This is a genomic window from Vibrio sp. D420a, assembly GCF_030248625.1.
Taxonomy (GTDB): Bacteria; Pseudomonadota; Gammaproteobacteria; order Enterobacterales; family Vibrionaceae; genus Vibrio; species Vibrio fortis_A.
In genome coordinates this window covers 93,115-110,391 of record NZ_JAHGAN010000014.1, presented here as the reverse complement: position 1 = coordinate 110,391, position 17,277 = coordinate 93,115, and the positions used below count along the sequence as shown (strand labels likewise).

12 protein-coding genes and 1 pseudogene are annotated in these 17,277 nt (G+C 45.7%); 2 read left to right on the top strand and 11 right to left on the bottom strand.

Annotated elements, in window-relative coordinates:
- Window positions 1–95: 95 nt before the first annotated feature.
- A complete protein-coding gene (gene fusA / locus KI743_RS11575) occupies window positions 96–2,183 on the bottom strand; it encodes an elongation factor G (protein WP_150869204.1) in 2,088 nt (695 codons plus the stop codon).
- Window positions 2,184–2,419: 236 nt separating this feature from the next.
- Window positions 2,420–3,799, bottom strand: a complete 1,380-nt coding sequence (radA, locus tag KI743_RS11570; RefSeq protein WP_105025478.1) for a DNA repair protein RadA — start codon at window positions 3,797–3,799, stop codon at window positions 2,420–2,422.
- A 161-nt stretch (window positions 3,800–3,960) separates the two neighbouring features.
- Between radA and KI743_RS11565 the strand changes: the two genes are divergently transcribed.
- Entirely contained in the window at window positions 3,961–6,309 is a 2,349-nt protein-coding gene (locus KI743_RS11565) for a PilZ domain-containing protein (protein ID WP_285466501.1), read from the top strand.
- An 85-nt stretch (window positions 6,310–6,394) separates the two neighbouring features.
- On the opposite strand, the gene serB is transcribed toward KI743_RS11565, so the two are convergent.
- A complete protein-coding gene (gene serB, locus KI743_RS11560; protein ID WP_150869206.1) occupies window positions 6,395–7,375 on the bottom strand; it encodes a phosphoserine phosphatase in 981 nt (326 codons plus the stop codon).
- A 109-nt stretch (window positions 7,376–7,484) separates the two neighbouring features.
- Between serB and KI743_RS11555 the strand changes: the two genes are divergently transcribed.
- Entirely contained in the window at window positions 7,485–8,099 is a 615-nt protein-coding gene (locus KI743_RS11555; RefSeq protein WP_032551571.1) for a YtjB family periplasmic protein, read from the top strand.
- Between the two features lie 95 nt (window positions 8,100–8,194).
- On the opposite strand, the gene deoD is transcribed toward KI743_RS11555, so the two are convergent.
- From deoD to prfC, 8 genes and pseudogenes are all read right to left on the bottom strand, one after another.
- On the bottom strand, window positions 8,195–8,914 hold the full coding sequence (gene deoD / locus KI743_RS11550; protein WP_032551570.1) for a purine-nucleoside phosphorylase: 720 nt from the start codon (window positions 8,912–8,914) through the stop codon (window positions 8,195–8,197).
- A gap of 70 nt (window positions 8,915–8,984) precedes the next feature.
- Window positions 8,985–10,205 carry a phosphopentomutase gene (locus tag KI743_RS11545; RefSeq protein WP_285404908.1) on the bottom strand — a complete coding sequence of 407 codons (1,221 nt, stop codon included), beginning with the start codon at window positions 10,203–10,205 and terminating at the stop codon, window positions 8,985–8,987.
- A 68-nt stretch (window positions 10,206–10,273) separates the two neighbouring features.
- Window positions 10,274–11,632 (bottom strand): thymidine phosphorylase, encoded by a 1,359-nt coding sequence (gene deoA / locus KI743_RS11540; RefSeq protein ID WP_152469231.1) that lies wholly within the window; start codon window positions 11,630–11,632, stop codon window positions 10,274–10,276.
- Window positions 11,633–11,730: 98 nt separating this feature from the next.
- Window positions 11,731–12,507 (bottom strand): deoxyribose-phosphate aldolase, encoded by a 777-nt coding sequence (gene deoC / locus KI743_RS11535; protein ID WP_152469232.1) that lies wholly within the window; start codon window positions 12,505–12,507, stop codon window positions 11,731–11,733.
- Window positions 12,508–13,062: 555 nt separating this feature from the next.
- Window positions 13,063–14,325: a NupC/NupG family nucleoside CNT transporter gene (locus KI743_RS11530; protein WP_152469233.1), complete on the bottom strand. Its 1,263-nt coding sequence runs from the start codon at window positions 14,323–14,325 to the stop codon at window positions 13,063–13,065.
- A 204-nt stretch (window positions 14,326–14,529) separates the two neighbouring features.
- Window positions 14,530–15,330, bottom strand: a complete 801-nt coding sequence (locus tag KI743_RS11525; RefSeq protein WP_285466499.1) for a TatD family hydrolase — start codon at window positions 15,328–15,330, stop codon at window positions 14,530–14,532.
- Window positions 15,269–15,464 (bottom strand): annotated as a pseudogene (locus tag KI743_RS11520) (hypothetical protein). Before KI743_RS11520 ends, KI743_RS11525 begins: the two are co-directional and overlap by 62 nt.
- Window positions 15,465–15,571: 107 nt before the next feature.
- Window positions 15,572–17,152: a peptide chain release factor 3 gene (prfC, locus tag KI743_RS11515; protein WP_032551563.1), complete on the bottom strand. Its 1,581-nt coding sequence runs from the start codon at window positions 17,150–17,152 to the stop codon at window positions 15,572–15,574.
- Between the last annotated feature and the right edge of the window lie 125 nt (window positions 17,153–17,277).

The following is a 17,277-nucleotide window of genomic DNA, read 5'->3' as shown; positions in this document are numbered from 1 at the left end:
TCGTATCTCGTATCTCGTACTATGATTCCCATAAAACAAAAGCCCCGCAAGCTTTCACTTGCGGGGCTTTAAAACTAATTAGATTCTAAAAACAATTACTTGTTTTCTTTCTCTTCTTTAGCTTTTGCGATTACTTCTTCAGCAACGTTTGCTGGACATGGTGCGTAGTGTGCGAATTCCATAGAGAATTGACCACGACCAGAAGTAATTGTACGTAGGTGACCGATGTAACCAAACATTTCTGATAGAGGTACGTCAGCTTTAATACGTACGCCAGTAGCACCAGCTTGTTGGTCTTTGATCATACCACGACGACGGTTAAGGTCACCGATTACGTCACCAACGTGATCTTCTGGAGTGAACACGTCAACGTTCATGATTGGCTCAAGAAGTTGCGCGCCAGCTTTTGGCATAGATTGACGGAATGCGCCTTTCGCTGCGATTTCGAATGCGATTGCAGACGAGTCAACTGCGTGGAAGCCACCGTCGAATAGTTCAACTTCAACGTCTAGAGTTGGGAAGCCAGCAAGAACACCGTTATCCATCATAGACTCGAAGCCTTTCTCTACTGCAGGCCAGAATTCTTTAGGTACGTTACCACCAACAACTGTTGAAGAGAACGTGAAGCCAGAGTTTGGCTCACCTGGTTTGATGCGGTAGTCGATCTTACCGAACTGACCTGAACCACCAGATTGCTTCTTGTGCGTGTAGCTATCTTCAATCGCTTGAGTGATAGTTTCACGGTAAGCTACTTGTGGAGCACCTACAGTTAGCTCAACGCCGTATGTACGCTTAAGGATGTCTACCTTGATGTCTAGGTGAAGTTCACCCATACCTTTCAGGATAGTTTCACCTGAATCTTCGTCAGTCTCAACTTGGAAAGATGGATCTTCTGCAACCATCTTACCGATAGCGATACCCATCTTCTCAGTAGAACCTTTATCTTTAGGCGCTACAGCGATAGAGATTACTGGTTCTGGGAAGATCATTGGCTCTAGAGTACATTCGTGCTTAGGATCACATAGAGTGTGACCAGTTTGAACGTTCTTCATACCAACAACTGCGATGATGTCACCAGCTTGAGCTTCAGTTAGCTCGTTACGGTCATCAGCTTGCATCTCAACCATACGGCCGATACGCTCAGTCTTACCAGTTGCAGCGTTAAGGATAGTATCACCCTTCTTCATGCGACCAGAGTAGATACGGATGAACGTTAGTGCACCGAAACGGTCGTCCATGATCTTAAATGCTAGAGCACGTAGTGGCTCATCTGCAGATACAGTTGCAACTTCACCAGTTGGTTCGCCAGTCTCTTTATCAGTTAGAGGCTGTGGATCAACTTCAGTTGGAGATGGTAGGTAATCTACAACAGCGTCTAGTACTAGCTGAACACCCTTGTTCTTAAATGCAGAACCACAGAATGTTGGGAAGAATGCTAGGTCACGAGTACCTTTACGGATACAACGCTTGATGTCTTCGATAGAAGGCTCTTCACCTTCCATGTAAGCTTCCATTAGATCATCGTCTTGCTCAACAGCAGTTTCGATTAGCTCTTCACGGTATTGCTCAACATCATCAACCATGTCAGCTGGGATGTCTTGGATTTCGTAGTTTTCTGGAAGACCAGAGTCGTCCCATACGTAAGCTTTACGGCTTAGTAGGTCTACAACACCAACGAAGTCGTCTTCACGACCGATTGGTAGAACCATAACTAGTGGGTTTGCACCTAGAACGTTTTTAACTTGGTCAACAACGTTGTAGAAGTCTGCGCCCATACGGTCTAGTTTGTTAACGAAGATCAGACGAGATACTTCTGATTCGTTAGCGTAACGCCAGTTAGTTTCTGATTGTGGTTCAACACCACCAGAACCACAGAATACACCAACACCGCCATCAAGAACTTTAAGAGAACGGTATACTTCAACTGTGAAGTCAACGTGTCCAGGAGTATCGATAACGTTTAGACGGTGACCGTTCCAGAAACAGCTTACAGCTGCTGATTGGATAGTAATACCGCGCTCAGCTTCCTGTTCCATGAAGTCAGTCGTTGATTCGCCGTCATGTACTTCACCAGTCTTGTGGATTTGACCAGTTAGCTTAAGGATACGCTCAGTGGTAGTTGTTTTACCCGCATCAACGTGCGCGAAAATACCAATGTTTCTGTATTTCGATAAATCTGCCATTGTCTTACTCTGTTAATAGGATATAAAATGCGCGCAGAGTATATCACAATCTGTGAAGACTGATAGCTTTGCATGCATTTGAGACTAAAAAACTTTTGCCTTTCCACAATAAGAAAGGAAAAGTGCTCTGTAGAAACAACCTAAGCGGTTGTTAATTTTAATATTGGGCTCGCAGAAAGACGATTAGCAAACCCAATTTGATTTGCTGCTGTATAGATTAGCCTAACTTAGCTTTATTACAACTCATCAAAAGCACTAATTGCTTCTGACAGCTTTTTCACTCCGTGGATTTGCATCCCTGGAATACCGCCCTTAGGCATATTGGCCGCCGGCACGATCGCTTTTTTAAAGCCATGTTTGAAGGCTTCGTTTAGACGCTCTTGTCCACTTGGAACCGGTCTAATCTCCCCAGCCAAGCCAACTTCACCAAACACGACCACATCTTTAGGCAGTGCTCTGTCTCTAAAACTAGACAGCAGTGCCATCACTAATGCTAGGTCAGCACTGGTTTCGGTTACTTTAACACCACCAACGACATTCACAAACACATCTTGGTCGGCCATTTGCAGTCCGCCATGTTTATGCAGCACGGCGAGTAACAAAGAGAGGCGGTTTTGCTCTAAGCCTACGGCTACGCGACGAGGGTTCGCCAGCTGTGAATAATCCACCAGCGCTTGAATCTCGACGAGAAGTGGACGCGTACCTTCCCAGACCACCATAACTGAACTGCCTGACGTTTCTTCTTCACCACGAGAAAGGAAAATAGCCGAAGGGTTAGAGACTTCTTTAAGCCCCTGCCCTGTCATCGCAAATACACCAAGCTCGTTCACTGCACCAAAACGGTTCTTGTGGCTACGCAGCGTTCTAAAGCGGCTATCAGTGCCACCATCAAGCAGTACCGAACAGTCAATGATGTGCTCTAAAACTTTCGGGCCCGCCAGCGTGCCATCTTTTGTTACGTGGCCAACAAGGAAAATAGCCACATTATTCTGCTTAGCAAAACGAGTCAGTGCCGTTGCTGACTCACGAACCTGAGCTACACTGCCCGGCGATGACTGAACATCGGCGACGTGCATAACCTGAATCGAGTCGATAACCATGATCTTCGGTTGCTCTTTCTCCGCAACCTGACAGATCTTATCAACATTAGTTTCCGACAACATTTTCAGATGCTCTTTCGGTAGCCCCAAACGCGAAGCGCGCATCGCCACCTGCTGCAACGATTCCTCACCTGTGACATATAAGGTCGGAAGCTGTGAAGAGAGCAGACACATCGTCTGTAATAATAGAGTCGACTTACCCGCACCTGGGTTACCACCGATAAGAATCGCCGCCCCCGGCACCACACCACCACCAAGAACTCGGTCGAGCTCTTTAAAGCCACTGCTAAATCTTGGTACTTCTTGCAGATCGATCTCTGAAAGGGTTTGAACACTCGACTCTGTTGCGCTACCTGCGTAACCGGTGAGTCTCTCATTACGTGCAACCTGAGGTGATGCAGCGAGCCTTACCTCTGTGATTGTGTTCCAAGCTCCGCATGCATTACATTGCCCCTGCCAGCGCGGGAAGTCTGCGCCACAGTCATTACATACATAAGCTCGTTTTGCCTTAGCCATAAAACCTCAATAATTTACTTCGTTACACGATGATGTTGTCAAATTGTGATGTCGTTGACCGTACGGATTAAAATAATCGTTGCAGTCGTACCAGTTATACTTAAAGATCGATTTAAACTAGTCGATAACATAAGTGCACTATCCATTCTAACAATAAAAGTATGCAGCAATCTGAAATTCTATCTGTAGCAGAGCGACTCATCCCAGCCTATCACGCTGAGGATTTCGATTTCCTTCTATCACAAATGACAGAGGGCGAATCCCCGTCTCTGAAATTGCTCGTTAAAATGGAACTGAATCGTATCATGGCGCCGTGTACCAAGAGTATCGATTTACGCGGCCGTATCGACGACGAATGTCACCAGTTTACCCTAGATGGGCGTAAACATTGGCTCGATGATATCGCACTTAATGCCTATCAGCGCGGCACAAAGAAGTTTCGCGGCTACACTGAAGGCGTTTGGGAGATGGTTATGTCTCCACGAACTCAGCCAATCAACAATCAAATCAATACCGCTCAACAAGAAGACAACGGCATCACCAGTGCCAATAGCCCTTATGAAGCGGAAGCCATTAACCTTGGTTATGATTTAAAGCGTCAAGAGAACCGCCTAAAAGTTGCGTCACAAGTCGAGATAACAACCTCAAAAGGCCAAGTGCTACATGGCGTAACTGTGGATATATCGCCATCAGGCGGGAAATTCAAGGTGCCAAGTGCATTCAAATACAACCTTGGCGAAGTGGTTGGCGTCAAATTTACTGAGTTGGTCGAAAAGTCGAAAGAACCGGGAGTCGATAAAACCACCGAGTTTCGAATTCTGGGTATCGACGATTCTTACGATAACAACGCCGTTAAGTTTCTAAGAACGGTACGCGTATGCGACAGTAATATCGTGGGTCGTTTAATCGAAGAATCACTTAATAGTAACAGCAAGAAGACTCAGCACGAGAACCAAGACCGCATCATTCGCACACGTACTCGCGGAATCGAGCATACATACCTCAAGCACACCTGTAACTTGCCTCTCTTTTTTAGCGGTAGTGAGCTCAAGCTAGCTTTACTGACCGATAACAACCACCCTCTTTGGCAGTACTGGCATGATGAGCGTAACCAACAAGCGTTAGGCACGTTGTTTAATGAGCAACGTATGAACCAATTAGCGAAGCCCGGCGTGAAAGGCACGAGTAATGTTATCTACTCGTTCACTCACGAGCATCAAAATAAGACGCTGTTCTACTCAATGATGTTGCCAGAAGCAACTCGCGAGCAACGCCAACTGTTCTGGCATATTGGTGCTAAGAGATCGAGTTGGAAAACCTTTAAGTTCTCTGTTTTTGAACTATCTGAAGAAGAGCAACAAGCATTAGCTCAGCACTCGAAAGATCTCGCCAGAAGCTCAGAGCAATTGACCCACTGTGGTATCTTGCAAGAAATCGGCGCCGACGACAGTGCGGACGACTACCTACTTACAGAGAAACCACGTATTGCCAGCAGTGAGCTGAATAAATTCCGCCACGCACGCACCGTTGTCGGCAATATTCAGAGCATTTACTTTGACTCTCAGTCTCGCCGCAAAGAACCACGCTATCAGTTTAAGTCACCACTGCAGATCACAGCAGGCGATGGTGCAGCAGCGAACGGGCACACTCAGGATCTTTCCAAGCGTGGCTTGAGCATCACATTAGAGCATCCACTAGTACTTAAGATCGACGATCCTGTAACCATCAACTTCAGTGAGCTTCAACTCTATGATAAGAAGCTACCTCTGAGTGCCGTACCTTACCGAGTGATCCGTGTTAGTCCGAACGGTAAGAATGTTCAGTTGGCGATCGATGAAACGGGCAAAACCATGCGTACCGTGGCCTTCCTTAACGGCCTTATCGATCATAACCAAAACAAACTGATCAAAAAGAAAGAGATACTACCGACTCACTCACTGTTGGAATCCCTCCACAATGTACTATTGAGTAAAATGGTTAGTAACCCAATCTTCATTGATAAGCCAAGTTCAAAGCTGCGCTGTAAGATCATTGGGGTTAACTTCCCACTCAATAACTACTTGAGCTTGTTGGCGAAGCTTGGACACAACCATAAGTTGTCACTAGAGCCGATATTTAAAGGGCACAGTAATACTCTATTAGCGGATCCGCTAAAAAAAATAGAGGGAGCTGGCCCTAAGCACCATGATGTTTACGTGGCAGCGGTTAAATTTGGTGACAAGATTCAATCAGTACATACCAAACTAAGCCGAGAGTTTAAATCGGTGAAAGAGCGGATCATGTTCATCAAAAAAGCTCAGCATATGGGGGAGCTCTACGTTTTACGAGTATCAACAGCACCAGTCTTCGACCCACTGACCAGTCTGTTCCAATCTGATTTAGAGGCGATTGCTCGGATTAGTATGTACCAAGCGAAGAAACTCGAAAATGAAGTGACGGCCTTTATTGGTTATGGCGAAATGTGTGATATCACAGATGAAGTGCTGATCAGACTCGAGCTGACCAAGTAGCCGAACTACACATCATTCAGCTATTATCAAAATCCATTAAAAAAGCAGGCTCTAAGGCCTGCTTTTTCGATCTATAGACAAGATGCTATGGCTTCACTTGCCAGCTGATTTTTTGATGCTTAGCCAATACACCAGAAAGAATACATAGTACGCCGCCCAGCCCTGAGTAACGAACTGCAGACTGTGCCTGCTGCTCTACTTTCGGTTTCGCATGATACGCAATACCCAAACCAGCCGCTTTCATCATCACCAAGTCGTTAGCACCATCACCGACAGCCACCGTATTATGCAGCTCTATCTCATGCTCGTCAGCCAGCTCAATCAGAATGTCGGCTTTGGTTTGTGCTGATACAACATCGCCCAACACTTGCCCAGTCAACTTACCATTGACGATTTCCAAGGTGTTAGATTGCGCGTAATCGAGATTAAGAGTGTCTTTAAGGTAGTCAGAGAAATAAGTAAAGCCGCCCGATGCAATGGCCGTTTTCCAACCTAGCTTATTCAGTGTGTTCACCAGCTCTACCAAATCTGGCATGAATGGGAGTGTGCTGCGCACTTGCTCTAAGATAGCTTCATCAGCCCCTTTCAGTGCACCAACACGCTGACGAAGGCTCTGTTCAAAGTCGAGTTCGCCCTGCATTGCGCGCTCGGTAATATCGGATACCAGCTCACCCACACCCGCCAGTTTTGCAATCTCATCGATGCATTCAATTTGAATCGCTGTGGAGTCCATATCCATCACAATCAAACCCGGCTTCGATAAATCTGGGACTTCGCTCAGGCAAGCGTAATCCAGCTTTAGTCCCTGTAAGATCTCTTCATGTGCAGGAGTAAGCTGTCCAGACATCAGAGCAACTTCGTATTTGCCCACTTTCCAAGTGTCTAGAATGGTGTTGTAGAAGCCTGTGAAAAAGTCGATGTCATCGAAGGCTTGAGGAGAAAGATACTCACCAAACACGATCCAATTTGCCTTTGATTTGGCCAGTTGAGAAGCGAATCGCGTCTCCGGGAGTCGAGTTAACAGTGTAGTATGCCTTTTGATAGGCAAGAGTTTCTGTGCGTCCATGTGTATGATTCCTAATTAACTTAGCTAGACGTTAACCTATTGCAATTTACATGTGCAAGTCTCAATATACCTTAATCATAACATTTGTTTATTTCAGGCGAGATGAATCATGAATGAATCGCTGTTCTCATTACGCAATGCACTGCGTATCTTAGCGCTGATTTTATTAGCCGCTATGTTGGTGGTCACCATCAAAAATACCGTAGTGATCAGTAAAGGTAATGAGAAAATTCAAGCCAAACAGCTCGAAACTCTAACCAAGGTTCTGATCTCACAAGCGTCGCTGTCTGCGAGCAAAATGATCATTCAGCAAGACCAAGAGCGCCTGTTAGAGCTTACCAATCAGCTATCTCAAGACCGACTGGTTTTTGATACCACAATCTACAACGCTGAAGGTATTCGTTTAGCATCGAGTGAAAAAGCGCTAACAGTTCGTGAAGTACTAGGGTTAGACACTCCGCTTTCTACGGCCAGTATCGGTAAACAACAGTTGGTTGAGCCTATCTACTCTCCGGAAAACACCATCATAGGTTTTATCCGAGTGACTTTTGAGACAGGCCGAGTCACGGCTATCTCAGATCACCATTACCGCAAGAGTGACCGCTATATGATTGGTATGGTAGTGATGGGATTTGTGAGTGGCGTGCTGTTTATTCTATTAATCCTCAGACGTGGCAAGTCTAAGTCAGGCGAAAACCTGCTACTCAAGAACGTTAACTCTTAGTAGGCAAGCCCAATCCAACCAAACAATAAAAAGCCCCTACAGTCGAGACTGCAGGGGCTTTTTTCATTCAGCTCAAAGCATACTGAGACTTTCGATTACTCGTCGTCACCCAGCAGAACAGAGTCTAGTGCAATTACCATCATGTCATTGAAAGTCGTTTGACGCTCATCAGATGTGGTTTGCTCGCCTGTTTTAATGTGGTCTGAAACAGTACAGATAGTCAGTGCTTTCGCGCCGTATTCAGCACATACACCGTAGATACCAGCCGCTTCCATCTCAACGCCAACGATGCCGTACTTGTCCATAACTTCGAACATTTCTGGATCTGGAGTGTAAAACAGCTCAGCTGAGAATAGGTTACCGACTTTTACGTCAACACCGCGCGCTTTTGCCGCGTCTTCAGCTGCACGAACCATTTTGTAGTCAGCAATTGCAGCAAAGTCATGACCTTTAAAGCGAATACGGTTCACTTTTGAATCTGTACAAGCACCCATGCCGATAACAACGTCGCGCACTTTAATATCTTCGCTAACCGCACCACAGCTGCCAACACGGATGATTTTCTTCACGCCAAAGTCTTTAATCAGCTCTGTCGCGTAGATAGAGCACGATGGGATACCCATACCGTGGCCCATCACAGAGATCTTACGACCTTTGTAAGTACCTGTGTAACCAAACATGTTGCGAACATCACACACCTGAACAACATCATCTAGGAATGTTTCTGCGATGTATTTAGCACGTAGCGGGTCACCCGGCATAAGAACAACGTCTGCGAATGCGCCCATTTCAGCATTAATATGTGGAGTTGCCATTGAAAATATCCTTTATCTCAAAACAAAAAAGAAGAGAGAGGCTACCCTCTCTCTTCAGTATACTTAAAAATTACAAAAAGCTTGTGCCGTAGCCCATTGGCGACGTGCCGAAGTACGCTGCTAGCGTTTGGCCGATATCAGCAAATGTGTCACGACGACCTAGTGAACCAGCAGGTACATTCTTACCGTAAACAATCACTGGGATGTGCTCACGAGTGTGGTCAGAACCAGGCCATGTTGGATCACAACCGTGGTCAGCAGTTAGAATCAAGATGTCATCTTCTTGCATCATATCCATAACTTCGTGAATACGACCATCGAAGTACTCAAGTGCCGCTGCGTAACCCGCTACGTCACGACGGTGACCGTAAGCAGAGTCGAAATCTACAAAGTTAGTGAACACAATCGTGTTGTCACCCGCTTCTTTGATCGCGTCTTTAGTTGCTTCAAATAGGTCAGGAATACCTGTCGCTTTCGTCTTCTTAGTGATACCACAGCCAGCGTAGATATCAGAGATCTTACCGATTGAGTGAACCTCACCGTTTTTCTCGTCAACCAGTTTTTGCAGGATCGTTGCTGATGGCGGCTCAACAGATAGATCGCGACGGTTACCGGTACGCTCAAACTGACCTTTACCCGCACCAACGAAAGGACGCGCGATAACACGACCGATGTTGTAATCTTCTAGCTCTTCACGAGCGATCTGACAAAGATCTAGCAGGTTTTGTAGACCAAATGTCTCTTCATGACATGCGATCTGGAATACTGAATCTGCTGATGTGTAGAAGATTGGTAGGCCCGTCTTCATGTGCTCTTCACCTAGATCATCCAGGACTTGAGTACCCGATGCGTGACAGTTACCTAGGAAACCAGATAGACCAGCACGCTCTAGAATGCGGTCAGTCAGCTCTTTAGGGAAGCTATTCTCTTTATCAGTGAAGTAGCCCCAATCAAAAAGAACAGGAACACCCGCGATTTCCCAGTGACCAGAGGGAGTATCTTTACCAGAAGACAGCTCAGCTGCGTGGCCGTAAGCACCGATGATTTCAGCGTCTGCATCCATACCAGGAGCAAAACGACCTGTTGACTCTTTATGAGCCATCGCAAGACCCAGTTTAGATAGGTTTGGCAGCGTCAATGGACCTTGACGGTCAGCGTTATCCGCTAAGCCCTTATCACACTGATCAGCGATGTGACCCATAGTATCTGAACCTACATCACCAAATTTCTCAGCATCAGCCGTTGCGCCAATACCAAATGAGTCTAAGACTAAAATAAATGCTCTTTTCATTGCTATTTCCTTTAGCCCGCTCATTATCGAATAATTTTGGTGTGAGCAGGCTTTGTGTAATTTTTTAATTAAACGTCTTCTGAACGAATTTGACGGTAAACGTCCGGCGTTGCTGTGTATTCACCACCAACAGTAATCGCACTTTGAAGGGCTGTTGCCGCTTCTTGCCATTGCTCTTCGTTGCGTGCGTGAATAACCGCAAGAGGCTTGTCTTCGCTTGCTACTTCACCTAGACGGATGAAGTTATCGAAACCGACTGCGTAATCGATGCTGTCAGTTGCAACGCGGCGACCGCCACCCATGCCTACTACAGCCATACCGATTGCGCGCGTATCCATTGCTGATACAACGCCACTTTCAAGTGCGTATACTGGCTTGATGATTTCCGCTTTCTCTAGGTAGTTGTCGTAGTTTTCTACGAAGTCAGCTGGACCACCTAGACCTGCAACCATCTTGCCGAAGCACTCTGCTGCTTTACCGTTATCCAGTACCGCCATTAGCTTCTCACGAGCCTCTTCAGAGTCTTTCGCAAGGTTGCCAAGCACGAGCATTTCAGCACATGAAGCTAGCGTGATCTCTAGAAGACGAGGGTTACGGTATTCACCCGTCAGGAATTGAACCGCTTCACGTACCTCTACTGCATTACCTGCAGAAGAAGCCAGAACTTGGTTCATGTCAGTTAGAATCGCTGTTGTCTTAGTACCTGCACCGTTTGCTACAGCAACGATAGATTTTGCCAACTCTTCAGACGCTTCGTAAGTTGGCATGAATGCCCCAGAACCTACTTTTACATCCATTACTAGAGAATCTAGGCCTGCAGCCAGTTTCTTAGAAAGGATTGAAGCTGTGATTAGCGAGATGTTATCTACAGTCGCAGTGATATCACGCGTCGCGTATACACGCTTGTCCGCTGGAGCTAGATCACCTGTTTGACCGATGATTGCAACACCTGCGTCTTTGGTTACTTCACCAAACACTTCATTTGTCGGTGTGATGTTGTAGCCAGGGATAGATTCAAGCTTATCTAGCGTACCACCTGTGTGGCCAAGACCACGACCAGAGATCATAGGAACGAAACCACCACATGCTGCCACCATTGGGCCAAGCATTAGTGAAGTTACGTCACCTACACCACCTGTAGAGTGTTTATCAACGATAGGGCCATCAAAGTTCATGTGGCTCCAATCGATAACCATACCTGAATCACGCATTGCACACGTTAGCGCAATACGCTCTGGCATTGTCATTTCGTTGAAGAAGATCGCCATTGCAAATGCAGCGATTTGGCCTTCAGAAACCGTGTTCTTAGCAACGCCCTGAATGAAGAAGTTGATCTCTTCAGCAGTCAGCACTTCGCCGTCACGTTTTCTGCGAATAATTTCTTGAGGTAGAAAAGTTGGAGTTTTGGTATTAGATACTTCAGACATTAGATTCCTCCCAACACTCATGATGAGTATGGTATGTAAGGTAAAGAGGTAATATGGAGCGGTAAAATCACCGCTCCATCAAACAGACAATTTAAGAATTAGTAAGCTGTTGGATCAGCTGTCTCGTCTGTTACTTCTAATGTGTTTAGTAGGTTAGTCAGTAGGCTTGACGCACCAAAACGGTAGTGCATGTTGTCAGCCCAATCTGCGCCTAGGATGTCATCAGCCATTGCTAGGTATTGTGCTGCATCTTCAGCAGTACGAACACCACCTGCTGGTTTGAAACCAACAGTCTTAGCTACGCCCATGTCACGGATCACTTCAAGCATCATGCGCGCGTACTCTGGAGTCGCGTTTACTGGCACTTTACCTGTTGAAGTTTTAATGAAGTCAGCACCTGCTTTGATACAAATTTCAGATGCTTTCTTGATTAGTGCTTCTTCTTTAAGCTCACCAGTTTCGATGATTACTTTCAGTGTGATTTCGCCACATGCTTCTTTACACTGTTTAACTAGCTCGAAACCTACTTCTTCGTTACCAGCGATTAGAGCGCGGTATGGGAATACTACGTCTACTTCGTCTGCACCGTAAGCTACTGCTGCTTTAGTTTCTGCAACTGCGATTTCGATGTCATCGTTACCATGAGGGAAGTTAGTTACAGTCGCAATACGTACTTCTGGAGTACCTTGCTCACGCAGTGCCTTCTTAGCTGCTGGGATAAAGCGAGGGTAAATACAGATTGCAGCTGTGTTGCCCACTGCAGTCTTCGCGTCGTGACAAAGCGCTACAACTTTTTCAGTTGTGTCGTCGTCATTTAGCGTAGTTAGGTCCATAAGTTTAAGTGCACGTAGAGCTGCTGCTTTTAAATCGCTCATTTCTATCTCCGATCAATATATTCAAATAGTTAACTACTTCGCCCTCCATCCAGTATAGATGGATATTTTAGTAATGCTCTGTAGTCACCAATGAACGGACTTGGTTCCCTGAAGACTTGTTGGCCTTACGCCATCAATTGCTATCCTTGTCACCGCACAGTACCAGTTTGGTCTATGGCACAACAAATCTACCTTGTTGTGTCTAACATCTATAGCGTATCGCTATGTTTGGCCTAATCCCAGAAGAATCACGATTGCGATTAAACAAGCGGTCATTTTCTTGCCAAAAAGAGAAATCCTATCCCTATAGCTTATACATTATAGGTATCCTTCGATAATTTGTAGTGCTCCTTAGAACGCAAACGGTTTGTATCTCAAAATAATTCAGTTTCCGAGTTATTGATGGCAGCAATCGTTGTGAATAACACATCCTATGTATCAACGTTTCCTGCACTTATTGCTCAATAATCCGGTCCCTAAAACAAAAAAGCCCCGCAGCAATCTCTTGCTACGGGGCGATATTAAAGTGGCGTCTATATAATCTAATCTACTTAATTAGAAAGATAGGAAGAAGCCAGCAATTGTCGCTGCCATCAGGTTAGATAGAGTACCAGCAACAACCGCTTTAACACCCATACGAGCGATGTCGTGACGACGGTTTGGAGCTAGACCACCTAGACCACCTAGTAGAATCGCGATAGAAGAAAGGTTTGCGAAACCACATAGAGCGAACGAGATAATTGCTTGAGTCTTAGTAGACATTACTTGACCAGTCGCTTCAACGATTTGAGCGTTTTCACCAACGAAAGGTACGAAGTTTAGGTATGCAACGAATTCGTTAACTACGATCTTCTGACCGATGAATGAACCAGCGATATCTGCTTCAGCCCATGGCACACCAATAATGAATGCTAGTGGAGAGAATACTTTACCAAGGATCCACTCAAGAGTTAGGCCTTCGAAACCAACCCAACCACCGATGCCACCTAGGATACCGTTGATTAGAGCGATTAGACCGATAAACGCTAGTAGCATTGCACCAACGTTTAGAGCAAGTTGTAGACCAACAGATGCACCACCAGCAGCTGCGTCGATAACGTTAGCTGGTTTGTCGTCGCCACCGTCCATTTCATCAGCGATGTCGTCAGCAGGAGTATCAGTCTCTGGCTTGATGATCTTAGCGAATAGTAGACCACCTGGTGCCGCCATGAATGATGCAGCAACTAGGTACTCTAGAGGTACACCCATAGAAGCGTAACCCGCTAGTACACCACCAGCAACAGAAGCTAGACCACCACACATTACAGCGAATAGTTCAGACTGAGTCATTTTTGGTACGAAAGGACGTACAACTAGAGGAGCTTCAGTTTGACCAACGAAGATGTTTGCTGCAGCAGACATAGACTCCGCACGAGATGTGCCAAGAGCTTTCTGTAGGCCACCACCAAGAATCTTGATAACCCATTGCATTACACCAATGTAGTAAAGTACAGAGATAAGTGCAGAGAAGAAGATTAGAGTTGGTAGTACTTGGAATGCAAAGATGAAACCGATACCGTCAACTGAGAAGTTAACTAGGCTGCCGAATAGGAAACCAGTACCGTCTTTACCGTAGTCGATTACGTTTGCTACACCAGCAGAGAAACCTGCAAGCAAATCACGACCCCAAGGGATGTAAAGTACGAATGCACCAAGTGCGAATTGGATAGCGAATGCGCCACCCACCGTTCTTAAGTTAATAGCTTTGCGGTTGTCAGATAGTAGTACTGCGATTGCAATCAGTACAACCATACCGACTAGGCTCATAAACAGGCTCATAGTTTATGACTTCCTTATTAGTTATTTATTGGCGTGTTACAAAATGGGGCTATAAAGCGGAGGCAATTATACTCATGCGACCACTAATAAAGTAATGCCGTCCTCACACTTTGGTATAAGATTCATGTATCATTCATTTACATCTGTGAGCCAAGTCACGATACAACTGTAAAACACGCAAACGATAAACAAAAACTTTAGATTTTATTCACATATACCGAATAGCTGATGGCTATTTTGCCACATTTGAGTTGCAATCGATTGCTTTGACTCTTTCCTGAGCGAAACAAGTTCATTTAATATCGTAACTAAATATTTGGAATGATTAATGTTTCCTTGCTTACCGCTGATCGGCATATCCGGAGCATCCGTCTCTAAAACGACCCATTCAAGGGGTAAACGAGCGACAGTGGTGCGCGTTTTCTGCGCTCGAGGGTAAGTTATCGTTCCACCGACACCGATATAGAATCCCAAGCGAATCCACTCTAAAGCTTGCTGCTCGCTTCCCGAAAAACCATGGATCACTCCACCATTGGTGAATTTTTGTTGCTTGATAAGCTGGATAAGACGGTTATGTGATTTCCGTTCATGGATAATCAGAGGCAGTTTAAAAGCAGTCGCGAGCTGTATCTGATGGATAAAAAAACGCTCTTGCTTATCGATATCCACATCCACAAAGAAGTCCAAACCGCACTCTCCTATCGCAACACACTGCTCAGAAGCGCCACTTAAATTCAGTTCAAGTTGAGCAAATTCGCTCTCACTCGCCGTCGCTAGAAAGTAAGGATGAAAACCCAGCGCATAGTAAAGGTTGGAATGTTCCGAGCTCAGTTGCTCGAGCTTTTCCCAGTTGGTTTGACCAATCGAGGGGACGACGACCTTCTCAACTCCTTGCAGCTTAGCAGTTATGAGATAGTCTTGAGCGGCCGCAGAACTGTCTTGATCACCCAACGAAAAGACGTCGAAGTCTAGATGACAGTGGGTATCGAATAGCGGTATCGACATTACGGCTTATCTTTCGGTTCAGGTTGAGGATCGCTACGATAAGGAGTGCAACTACGCTTATTTTCTGGCGTTAACCCTAACTCTTTACACCATTTATCATACTGCTTAATCCATCTTTTAATGACTTGAAACATCCACTCTCCTTAAGGCAAACATAAAAAAACGCCTATTGCAGAACAATAGACGTTTTTAATCACTTCGACTAGCACCACCTCAGTGAGTTGGCACCGTCATCAATAGATTAGTGCTCGCGAGTTGCACGGAACTCAACATCAGGGAAACGCTCTGATGCTAGGTTCAAGTTAACCATAGTTGGTGCGATGTAAGTTAGGTTATCGCCACCATCCAACGCTAGGTTAGTCTGGTTCTTACGCTTGAACTCTTCGAACTTCTTCGCATCACCACACTCAACCCAACGTGCTGTCGCAACGTTCACGCTCTCATAGATCGCTTCAACGTTATATTCCGCTTTCAGACGAGCTACAACCACATCAAACTGAAGCACACCAACCGCACCTACAATCAGATCGTTGTTCTGTAGTGGACGGAATACCTGAACCGCACCCTCTTCAGAAAGCTGAACTAGACCTTTAAGTAGCTGCTTCTGTTTTAGTGGATCGCGCAGACGAATACGACGGAACAGTTCTGGTGCAAAGTTAGGAATACCAGAGAACTTCAGTGACTCACCTTGAGTGAAGGTATCACCAATCTGAATTGTACCGTGGTTATGCAGACCAATGATGTCACCCGCGTATGCTTTCTCAGCACGTGCACGGTCGCCCGCCATAAAGGTTACCGCATCAGAGATACTTACATTCTTGCCTGTACGAACATGGTTCATCTTCATACCTTGAGAGTAAGTACCCGATACGATACGCATGAATGCGATACGGTCACGGTGTTTTGGATCCATGTTTGCTTGGATCTTAAATACGAAGCCAGAGAACTTCTCTTCTGTCGCTTCAACATCACGCTCAACTGCTTGACGAGTTTTCGGCATTGGCGCCCACTCAGTCAGGCCATCAAGCATGTGGTCAACACCAAAGTTACCCAATGCGGTACCGAAGAAAACTGGTGTTAGTTCGCCCGCTAGAAATAGGTCATGGTCGAACTCAGGGCACGCGCCCATGACAAGTTCAAGTTCTTCACGAACGCTTTCAGCTAGGTCTGCACCAACTTCTGCATCCAGTTCCGGGTTATCTAGACCTTTGATGATACGAACTTCTTGGATCTCATGGCCGTGGCCAGATTCATATAAGATCGTCTCATCGCGGTGAATGTGGTACACACCTTTAAACTCTTTACCACAACCGATTGGCCAAGAGATTGGTGCACACGCCATGCTCAGCTCGCTTTCAACTTCATCTAGAACTTCCATTGGATCACGCACATCACGGTCCAATTTGTTCATGAAGGTTACGATTGGAGTATCACGTAGACGTGTTACTTCCATTAGCTTACGTGTACGGTCTTCGACACCTTTCGCAGCATCGATAACCATTAGACATGAGTCAACAGCCGTTAGTGTACGGTAGGTATCTTCCGAGAAGTCTTCGTGTCCCGGAGTATCTAGTAGGTTTACTAGGCAATCATTGTACGGGAACTGCATCACAGACGTGGTTACCGAGATACCACGTTCTTTTTCCATCTCCATCCAGTCAGATTTAGCATGCTGGTTAGAGCCACGGCCTTTTACGGTACCCGCTTTTTGAATCGCGTTTCCGAATAAAAGAACCTTTTCAGTAATCGTGGTTTTACCCGCATCCGGGTGAGAGATAATCGCAAACGTTCTACGTTTGCTCACTTCTTGTTGGAAAGACATAGTCGCCCTTTGCTGATCTAAAGCGTAAAAAGGGCAAGTTGTTGAGACTTGCCCTTGAATTTTGTGTGCGGATTATACAGAAGTCGCCCAGCTTTCTAAAGCCTGAGCTAGAAAAAGTCAGAGAG

Coding starts and splice junctions, on each gene's coding strand:
- fusA (WP_150869204.1), bottom strand. CDS start 2,183: ATGGCAGATTTATCGAAATACAGAAACATTGGTATTTTCGCGCACGTT.
- radA (WP_105025478.1), bottom strand. CDS start 3,799: ATGGCTAAGGCAAAACGAGCTTATGTATGTAATGACTGTGGCGCAGAC.
- KI743_RS11565 (WP_285466501.1), top strand. CDS start 3,961: ATGCAGCAATCTGAAATTCTATCTGTAGCAGAGCGACTCATCCCAGCC.
- serB (WP_150869206.1), bottom strand. CDS start 7,375: ATGGACGCACAGAAACTCTTGCCTATCAAAAGGCATACTACACTGTTA.
- KI743_RS11555 (WP_032551571.1), top strand. CDS start 7,485: ATGAATGAATCGCTGTTCTCATTACGCAATGCACTGCGTATCTTAGCG.
- deoD (WP_032551570.1), bottom strand. CDS start 8,914: ATGGCAACTCCACATATTAATGCTGAAATGGGCGCATTCGCAGACGTT.
- KI743_RS11545 (WP_285404908.1), bottom strand. CDS start 10,205: ATGAAAAGAGCATTTATTTTAGTCTTAGACTCATTTGGTATTGGCGCA.
- deoA (WP_152469231.1), bottom strand. CDS start 11,632: ATGTCTGAAGTATCTAATACCAAAACTCCAACTTTTCTACCTCAAGAA.
- deoC (WP_152469232.1), bottom strand. CDS start 12,507: ATGAGCGATTTAAAAGCAGCAGCTCTACGTGCACTTAAACTTATGGAC.
- KI743_RS11530 (WP_152469233.1), bottom strand. CDS start 14,325: ATGAGCCTGTTTATGAGCCTAGTCGGTATGGTTGTACTGATTGCAATC.
- KI743_RS11525 (WP_285466499.1), bottom strand. CDS start 15,330: ATGTCGATACCGCTATTCGATACCCACTGTCATCTAGACTTCGACGTC.
- prfC (WP_032551563.1), bottom strand. CDS start 17,152: ATGTCTTTCCAACAAGAAGTGAGCAAACGTAGAACGTTTGCGATTATC.